This is a genomic window from Bradyrhizobium sp. (assembly GCF_017881085.1).
In the GTDB taxonomy this organism is placed as follows: Bacteria; Pseudomonadota; Alphaproteobacteria; order Rhizobiales; family Xanthobacteraceae; genus Bradyrhizobium.
Map to the genome: position 1 here is coordinate 1 of NZ_JADGRI010000268.1, position 7,708 is coordinate 7,708.

At 64.7% G+C, this 7,708-nt stretch carries 8 protein-coding genes; 4 read left to right on the forward strand and 4 right to left on the reverse strand.

What is annotated here, in order from left to right; all coding sequences use genetic code 11:
- Positions 1-2,120: excinuclease ABC subunit UvrB (gene uvrB, locus QZ213_RS21370; protein ID WP_291688085.1), on the reverse strand; the 2,120-nt coding region annotated here is incomplete at its 3' end.
- A gap of 207 nt (positions 2,121-2,327) precedes the next feature.
- Between uvrB and pgm the strand changes: the two genes are divergently transcribed.
- Complete coding sequence (pgm, locus tag QZ213_RS21375; RefSeq protein ID WP_291688086.1) at positions 2,328-3,974, forward strand: phosphoglucomutase (alpha-D-glucose-1,6-bisphosphate-dependent); 1,647 nt, start codon at positions 2,328-2,330, stop codon at positions 3,972-3,974.
- 140 nt (positions 3,975-4,114) lie between these two features.
- On the opposite strand, the gene QZ213_RS21380 is transcribed toward pgm, so the two are convergent.
- The 3 genes from QZ213_RS21380 to QZ213_RS21390 all read right to left on the reverse strand — a co-directional run bounded on the left by QZ213_RS21380 (position 4,115) and on the right by QZ213_RS21390 (position 5,677).
- Positions 4,115-4,342, reverse strand: coding sequence for a hypothetical protein (locus QZ213_RS21380; RefSeq protein WP_291688087.1), 228 nt, complete (start codon positions 4,340-4,342; stop codon positions 4,115-4,117).
- A gap of 23 nt (positions 4,343-4,365) precedes the next feature.
- Positions 4,366-4,617 (reverse strand): hypothetical protein, encoded by a 252-nt coding sequence (locus tag QZ213_RS21385; protein ID WP_291688088.1) that lies wholly within the window; start codon positions 4,615-4,617, stop codon positions 4,366-4,368.
- A 142-nt stretch (positions 4,618-4,759) separates the two neighbouring features.
- Positions 4,760-5,677 (reverse strand): LysR substrate-binding domain-containing protein, encoded by a 918-nt coding sequence (locus QZ213_RS21390; protein WP_291688089.1) that lies wholly within the window; start codon positions 5,675-5,677, stop codon positions 4,760-4,762.
- 105 nt (positions 5,678-5,782) lie between these two features.
- Between QZ213_RS21390 and QZ213_RS21395 the strand changes: the two genes are divergently transcribed.
- The 3 genes from QZ213_RS21395 to QZ213_RS21405 all read left to right on the forward strand — a co-directional run bounded on the left by QZ213_RS21395 (position 5,783) and on the right by QZ213_RS21405 (position 7,631).
- Positions 5,783-6,544 (forward strand): sulfite exporter TauE/SafE family protein, encoded by a 762-nt coding sequence (locus QZ213_RS21395; protein WP_291688090.1) that lies wholly within the window; start codon positions 5,783-5,785, stop codon positions 6,542-6,544.
- A gap of 16 nt (positions 6,545-6,560) precedes the next feature.
- Positions 6,561-6,797 (forward strand): hypothetical protein, encoded by a 237-nt coding sequence (locus tag QZ213_RS21400; RefSeq protein ID WP_291688091.1) that lies wholly within the window; start codon positions 6,561-6,563, stop codon positions 6,795-6,797.
- A 126-nt stretch (positions 6,798-6,923) separates the two neighbouring features.
- Complete coding sequence (locus QZ213_RS21405) at positions 6,924-7,631, forward strand: glutathione binding-like protein (RefSeq protein WP_291688092.1); 708 nt, start codon at positions 6,924-6,926, stop codon at positions 7,629-7,631.
- Positions 7,632-7,708: the final 77 nt, after the last annotated feature.

Below are 7,708 nucleotides of genomic sequence, written 5' to 3' on the forward strand. Positions count from 1 at the left end.
TTTGTCAGCACGGTGATCAGGCTGCGATAGCCGGCGTTGGCGGTGGCGCGGACCTCGCCGACGAGATCGTCGACCTGGGTGCGCGCCGGGCGGATGTCGACCGGCGGATCGATCAGGCCGGTGGGACGGATCACCTGTTCGACGAACACGCCGCCGGACTCGTTCAGCTCCCACGCGCTCGGGGTCGCCGAGACCGCGACCGATTGCGGGCGCATCATGTCCCATTCCTCGAAGCGCAGCGGGCGGTTGTCCATGCAGGAGGGCAGCCGGAAACCGTATTCGGCCAGCGTCGCCTTGCGCCTGAAATCGCCTTTGAACATGCCGCCGATCTGCGGCACCGTGACGTGGCTTTCGTCGGCGAACACCAGCGCGTTGTCGGGGACATATTCGAACAACGTCGGCGGTGGCTCGCCGGGGCGGCGTCCCGTGAGATAGCGCGAATAGTTTTCGATGCCGGCGCAGGAGCCGGTGGCTTCCATCATTTCGAGATCGAAGGTGGTGCGCTGCTCCAGCCGCTGCGCCTCCAGGAGGCGGCCCTGGTTGTTGAGCTGGTCCAGCCGCATCTTCAGCTCGCTCTTGATCGACTTGATGGCCTGCACCAGCGTCGGCCGCGGCGTCACATAGTGCGAATTGGCGTAGATCTTGATGAATTCGAGCTCGTCCTGCTTGTGGCCGGTGAGCGGATCGAACTCCTCGATATTTTCCACGGTGTCGCCGAACAGGTTCACGCGCCAGGCGCGGTCTTCATAGTGCGCCGGGAAGATGTCGATGACGTCGCCGCGCACCCGAAAGGTGCCGCGGGTAAAATCGGCCTGGGTGCGCTTGTATTGCAAGGCGACGAGGTCGGCGATCAATTGCCGCTGGTCGATGCGCTCGCCCTTCTTCAGCGCGAAGGTCATCGCGGTGTAGGTCTCGACCGAGCCGATACCGTAGATGCACGACACGGAAGCCACGATGATGACGTCGTCGCGCTCCAGCAGCGCCCGCGTCGCCGAATGGCGCATGCGGTCGATCTGCTCGTTGATCGACGAGTCTTTTTCAATGTAGGTGTCGGTCCGCGGCACATAAGCCTCGGGCTGGTAGTAGTCATAGTACGAGACAAAATACTCGACGGCGTTGTCGGGAAAAAAACTCTTGAACTCGCCGTAGAGCTGCGCGGCCAGCGTCTTGTTCGGCGCCAGGATGATGGCGGGGCGTTGCGTGGCCTCGATCACCTTGGCCATGGTGTAGGTCTTGCCGGAACCGGTGACGCCGAGCAGCACCTGGGTGCGGTCGTTGCGCTGGATGCCCTCGACCAGTTCCTTGATCGCGGTCGGCTGGTCGCCCTTCGGCTCGTATTCGGACTTGATCACGAACGGCTGGCCGCCTTCGGATTTTTCCGGACGCGGCGGGCGGTGCGGGGCCCAGATCCTGACCTGGCCGTCCTCGCCCTTGAATTCGGGGCGGCCTTCGCGGATCAGGTTTTCCAGCGCATCGGCGGTGGCGGCGACGCCGAGCGCCTCCATCTTGTTGCGCGGCGGCCGCGCCATGGCCGCGGCGTCTTCCTCCTCGGTGGTGAAGCCGAGCTGTTTGGCCAGTTCCGGATCGAGCGCGGGAATCGTCGCGGCGGTGCCGTAATTGGCGGGCGCGAATTCGCGCTGCGGGGCTTCGCCGAAGCCGTCTTCCCCCCTCCCTCCGCGAAGCGGCGGGGAGGGGTCGGGGGTGGGGGGTGTCTCAGCGAGTCCCGCTGTCAGCGAGTTTGCCGCACCACCCCCCACCCCCGACCTCGAGAGCGAGCTTTGCTCGCCTCGGACCCCGCCACGCGCTGCGCGCGCGGGAGGAGGGGAGGAAGAAGCATCATCGCGCGCTGTAGCGGCATCCCGCTTCGCCACCGTTTCGCCGGTGCCCCGCGTCGACGCCCGCGCGCGATGCGCGGCGGCCTCGCCGCCGGCGCGGCGATCCCATGAATTATCCGGCGGCGGCTGCAGCCCGGTGCCCGAGCCAAGGCCGCTTTCGCCGCGATTGATCGCGGGATTGAGCAGTTCCGCCAGCGCCGGCCCGATCGGCTGCACGTCGGGGCGATGGGCCTTGGATTTCGGGGTTTTCGCGGGCTTTTTGGGATTGTTCGGATTCTTCGCCATGGGTCGAATATGGGATGAGTCCGGCGCGCAGAAAAGGGCATTCGGCACCTGCGCGTTGTATTGGCAGCAGGTGTCAACACGTCAGGAGATGCCGGAACCCGCGATGCGGGCGGCCGGCGGGGGCTTTCGTCAAATCGCTGCCCGAACCGGAAAATCCATCTACAATGTCGTGCCGGATCACGCGCTGAAATTCACTGAGGAGACAAGGTGGCCAAAGTAAATCCGCTCGCCGGCAAGACCGCCGAGCCGTCCATGCTGATCAATGTGCCGCGGCTGGTGACGGCCTATTTTGCGGGCAAGCCCGATCCATCCATCCCGGCGCAGCGGGTTTCGTTCGGCACCTCGGGGCATCGCGGCTCCGCCTTCAACAACGCCTTCAACGAGGCGCATATTCTGGCGGTCAGCCAGGCGGTCTGCGATCACCGCAAGGCGAGCGGTATCACCGGGCCCCTGTTCGTCGGCATCGACACCCACGCGCTGGCGGAACCGGCGCTGGCGAGCGCGCTGGAAGTGTTCGCGGCCAACGGCGTCGAAGTGATGATCGACGAGCATGACGGCTACACGCCGACGCCGGTGATTTCGCACGCCATCCTCACCACCAACAAGGGCCGCACCAGTGGTTTGGCCGATGGCGTCGTGATCACGCCGTCGCACAACCCGCCGGAAGACGGCGGCTTCAAATATAATCCGCCCAATGGCGGTCCGGCGGATACCGACGTCACCGCCGGCATCGAGCGTGCCGCCAACCGTTTTCTCGAAGACGATCTGAAGGGCGTCAAACGCATCCCCTATGACCGCGCGCGCAAATCGGCTTGCGTGCATCGCTACGACTATATCGGGCCGTATGTCGCCGACCTCGCCGACGTCGTCGACATGGAGGCGATCCGCGCATCGGGCGTGAAGATCGGGATCGATCCGCTGGGAGGTGCTGCGGTGCGCTACTGGCAGCCGATCATCGAGCGCTATGGCATCGCCGCAACCGTCGTCAGCGACGCGGTCGATCCGACCTTCCGCTTCATGACGGTGGACTGGGACGGCAAGATCCGGATGGATTGCTCGTCGCCTTATGCGATGGCGCGGCTGATCGGCCTGCGCGACAAGTTCGATGTCGCCTTCGCCAACGACACCGACGCCGACCGCCACGGCATCGTGACCCGCTCCAACGGGTTGATGAATCCCAACCATTACCTCGCCGCCGCGATCGCCTATCTGTTCGGGCATCGCCCGCAATGGCGCAAGGACAGCGCGGTGGGCAAGACGATCGTCTCCAGCGCGATCATCGACCGGGTCGCAAAAAAGCTCGGCCGCCGGCTGGTCGAAACCCCGGTCGGCTTCAAATGGTTCGTCGACGGGCTGATCGACGGTTCGTTCGGATTTGGCGGCGAGGAAAGCGCCGGCGCCTCGTTCCTGCGGCGCGACGGGACGGTGTGGACCACCGACAAGGACGGCATCATCCTCGGCCTGCTGGCCGCCGAGATGATGGCGCAGACAAAGTTCGATCCGAGCCAGTTGTTCGACCAACTAACGGGCGAACTCGGCGTGCCCTACTACGAGCGGATCGATGCGCCCGCGACGCCGGCGCAGAAGAATCTGCTGAAGGCGCTCTCGCCGGCAAAGCTCGCCATGAAGGAGCTGGCCGGCGAGCCCGTGCGGACCGCGCTGACGGCCGCGCCCGGCAATGGTCAATCCTTCGGCGGCATCAAGGTTTCCACCGACAATGGCTGGTTCGCCGCGCGGCCTTCGGGCACCGAGGATGTCTACAAGATCTACGCCGAAAGTTTTAGGAGCGAAGCCCACCTGCGGCAGATCCAGCAGGAAGCCCAGACCGCGATCGCGCTGGCTTTCAGGGGTTAGGTCATCCTCGCGTTCGGGGCTTCATCCAGCGCAAATGGCAAGCGCCAGATCATGATCCGATTAGTTTGAATCGGATCATGATCCAATCTGCTGAGCATGGTCTTTTCGGAAAGCCGATACCCACTTTTCCGGACCATGCGCTAGGTGTCCGGCCAGAGCGTCGGCGAAGCCGGACGGGTGTGCGATCGCGACGACGTATCGACCGCATCCTGATGGATATGGCCGCACTTCGTGCATCGCAGCGTCCAGTGCTCGAGGCCCAATCGCCCGGGGATGATCCGCTGCACCACCAGCCGGGTGCTGCATAGCGGACAGTCGGGCAGTGCCGTGGCGGCTGACGCGGTCGAATTGGCCTCGGATTTCGGCATGGATGGACCCAGTTCAAATCAGGCTAGCAGGCAGCGTGCATTTCGGCTTGCGACATCTGCCCGGAATATCGCTGGAGCTTGAGCTGATCGATTTGAACCTTCGCATCCGCGATGGCGGCATCCGGATCCGACCATGCGAAGCCGACCTCGAGCGTCGAAAACGAAACGCCGTCGATGCTGACCGGCTTCAGGTCCGCCCGCCGGATCCTGGCGTGCCACAGGCCTTTGCCCGCCTCGAAAGACTCGATTCTAAAGCCGTCATAATCGCAGTGCATGTCCCGACTCCGCGTATTGGGAATGAACCAGACCATGGGCGGCTGAAGATGGATGTGAACTCGTTCACATCCTCCGACTTTTCTTTAATGGCGCAGCTTTGTTCTTGAGTTGCAGGGTGTTAGCCAAAGGTCTTCAGCCGGCTCAGCCGGCCTGGCGCCGAACCCTGCCGGCGGGTTTGCCGCGAGCGGCCGGTTCCACGGCGGCGCGGATGATCCAGCGCCGGAACGCGGCGAAATCGCGCTGATCGGTGCGGAAGCTGCGATAGACCAGATACCAGCGCATGCCCTTCGGCACCGACAGCGCAAACGGCGCCACCAGCCGTCCGGCGGCGAGATCGTCGTCGATATAGGGCCGGATGCCCATGGCCACGCCGAGGCCGTCGACGGCGGCCTGCAGCGCCTGGCCGTAATACTGGAACTCCGGTCCGCGCGCCGTCACCCGCGCGACACCTGCGGCCTTCAGCCAGGATGGCCAATCGTCGGGCGAATGCGCGACGCGCAGCAAGGCCGGCCCCTTCAGATCGCTCGCGCGCTTGAGCTGCGCCGCGAGCCGCGGCGCGCATACCGGCAACAGATCGGCGGCGAACAGGGGTTCGGCGACCAGGCCCGGCCATTCGCCGTCGCCGAGCTTGATGCCGCAGCTCCAGTCGTCGCCGAATGGCGCCGCGGCGCCGCCGGTGGTGATGCGCACGTCGATGTCCGGCTCGGCCTTGCGAAAATCCGCCAGCCGCGGGATCAGCCATTTCATCGCGAAGGTCGGGCCGACGCCGATGGTCAGCACGCGGAGGCCGGAGGGCGCGGTGACCTGCGCGGTCAGGCTCGCCAGCGCATCGAAGATCGGCGTCAGCCCGCTCTGATAGGCGCGGCCCGACGCCGTCATCTCCAGCCGGTTGGCCTTGCGCTCGAACAGCGCGACGCCGAGCCGCTGTTCCAGCAGATGCACCATCCGGCTCACCGCCGCCGCCGACACGTTGAGCTCGCTGCCTGCGGCCGCGAAGCTGCCGGTCCGCGCCGCCGCCTCGAACGCCTTGATGCCGTTGAGAAACAGCAGCCGCCGCATGTCACCCCAATAACCTGCCACCCTCAGGAAACCTGAGGCCAGGCCAAGATAACTCAGTTTGTTCGCGCTGTCCAAGCAGGGCAGAAATATCGCCGGGAGATTCGTATGACGCCGCTGATGATAGCAGCCCTCGGCCTGTTGATGGTCGCGACCGCGTTTCTGTCCGGCCTGTTCGGCATGGCCGGCGGGCTGATCCTGATCGGCGTGCTGCTGTCCCTGATGCCGCTGCCCTCGGCGATGGTGCTGCACGCGATCACGCAGATGGCGTCCAATGGCTGGCGCGCTCTCTTGTGGCGCAGCCACATCAGGTGGCGTCCGGTCGCGATCTATCTGATCGGATGCACGGCCGCGCTGGCGGCATGGTCGATCACCCGCTACGTGCCGGACAAGCCGATGGCGCTGTTGCTGCTGGGGGTGACGCCGTTCATGGCGCGGCTGACGCCGTCGAACCTCAGGCCCGATCCCGAGAGCATCTGGCAGGGCACCTTCTACGGCTCGATCTGCATGGGGCTGATGCTGATGACCGGCGTCTCCGGGCCGCTGATGGACACCTTCTTTCTCGGCGGCAAATTCGATCGCCGCGGCATCGTCGCGACCAAGGCGACCTGCCAGGTCGCCAGTCATTTCGTGAAGCTGATCTATTTCGGCGGCATCATCGATCAGGCCGCGACCCTCGATCCCGTTCTCGCCGGCGTCGCCGTGGCGGCGTCGATGACCGGCACCACGCTGGCGCGGCGCATTCTCGAGGCGATGACCGACCTGCAATTCCGCACCTGGGCCGGGCGGCTGATCACCACCGTCGCCGGCTACTACATCATCTACGGAAGCTGGCTGATGCTCGCGCGCAGCGATGCGCTGGCCTATTGACGAAAGGAGAAAGCCGATGACCGGGACCGCGGATCCGCTGGTGCTCGATTTCGTCGAATGGATCGCGCGGGAGCCGCGGGCCTATTCGGAGGTGGTCGCGACCTGGCGGACGTCGTGCCCGCGCCTCACCATTTGGGAAGATGCGGCCGATCGCGGCTACGTCGCGCGCGAAACCGTTGCCGGCTTCGGCTTGATCGTGACGGTGACCGAAGACGGCGAAAAACTGCTGCGCGCGCACGGCCGCGTCAGTTGACGGATCACTTCGACGCGACGCGAAACCTCCACCATTGACTTCGGGTTCCCTTTGCGGTGAACTTCATGCAATCGCATCCATTTCGGATCGCAGCTGAAGAAACGCCGGCAGGACGGGAGAGCCCCCATGATCGACCTCTATTACTGGACCACGCCGAACGGCCACAAGCTCACGATGTTTCTCGAAGAGGCCAGGCTGCTCTACAAGATTCATCCGATCAATATCGGCAAGGGCGAGCAGTTCCAGCCGGAGTTTCTGAAGATCGCGCCGAACAACCGGATCCCGGCGATGGTCGATCACGAGCCGAAGGGCGGGACCAAGCCGATCTCGATCTTCGAATCCGGCGCGATGCTGCTGTACCTTGCCGAAAAGACCGGCAAGTTCCTGCCCGCCGACATCTATGGCCGTTACGATGTGATCCAGTGGACGTTCTGGCAGATGGGCGGGCTCGGGCCGATGGCCGGGCAGAACCATCATTTCCGCAATTACGCCCAGGAGAAGATCAAATACGCCATCGACCGCTATGTGAACGAGACCAACCGGCTCTACGGCGTGCTCAACAAGCGGCTGTCCGATCGCGAATTCATCGCCGGCGACTATTCGATCGCGGACATGGCGAGCTATCCCTGGATCGTGCCGTACAAGAACCAGGAGCAGAACATCGACGACTTCCCGCATCTGAAGCGCTGGCTCGAGACCATCGGCAAGCGCCCCGCGACGGTGCGCGCCTACGCCAAGGCCAAGGAGATCAACCCGAATTTCGGCCAGCCGGCGATCCGCACCGAGGAAGAACGCAAGCTGTTGTTCGGGCAGACCGCGGCGGTGGTGAAGTAGCGGCGCAAGGATCTTGTCGTCACGGCCTGCCCGACGCATTCGACGGCATGGCGCGCAAATCGCCGGGCTATCCGCTG

Bases quoted from the DNA above. Each gene is read 5' to 3' on its own strand.
- QZ213_RS21380 (WP_291688087.1), bottom strand. From the start codon at position 4,342: ATGCCGAAATCCGAGGCCAATTCGACCGCGTCAGCCGCCACGGCACTG.
- QZ213_RS21385 (WP_291688088.1), bottom strand. From the start codon at position 4,617: ATGCACTGCGATTATGACGGCTTTAGAATCGAGTCTTTCGAGGCGGGC.
- QZ213_RS21390 (WP_291688089.1), bottom strand. From the start codon at position 5,677: ATGCGGCGGCTGCTGTTTCTCAACGGCATCAAGGCGTTCGAGGCGGCG.
- QZ213_RS21395 (WP_291688090.1), top strand. From the start codon at position 5,783: ATGACGCCGCTGATGATAGCAGCCCTCGGCCTGTTGATGGTCGCGACC.
- QZ213_RS21400 (WP_291688091.1), top strand. From the start codon at position 6,561: ATGACCGGGACCGCGGATCCGCTGGTGCTCGATTTCGTCGAATGGATC.
- QZ213_RS21405 (WP_291688092.1), top strand. From the start codon at position 6,924: ATGATCGACCTCTATTACTGGACCACGCCGAACGGCCACAAGCTCACG.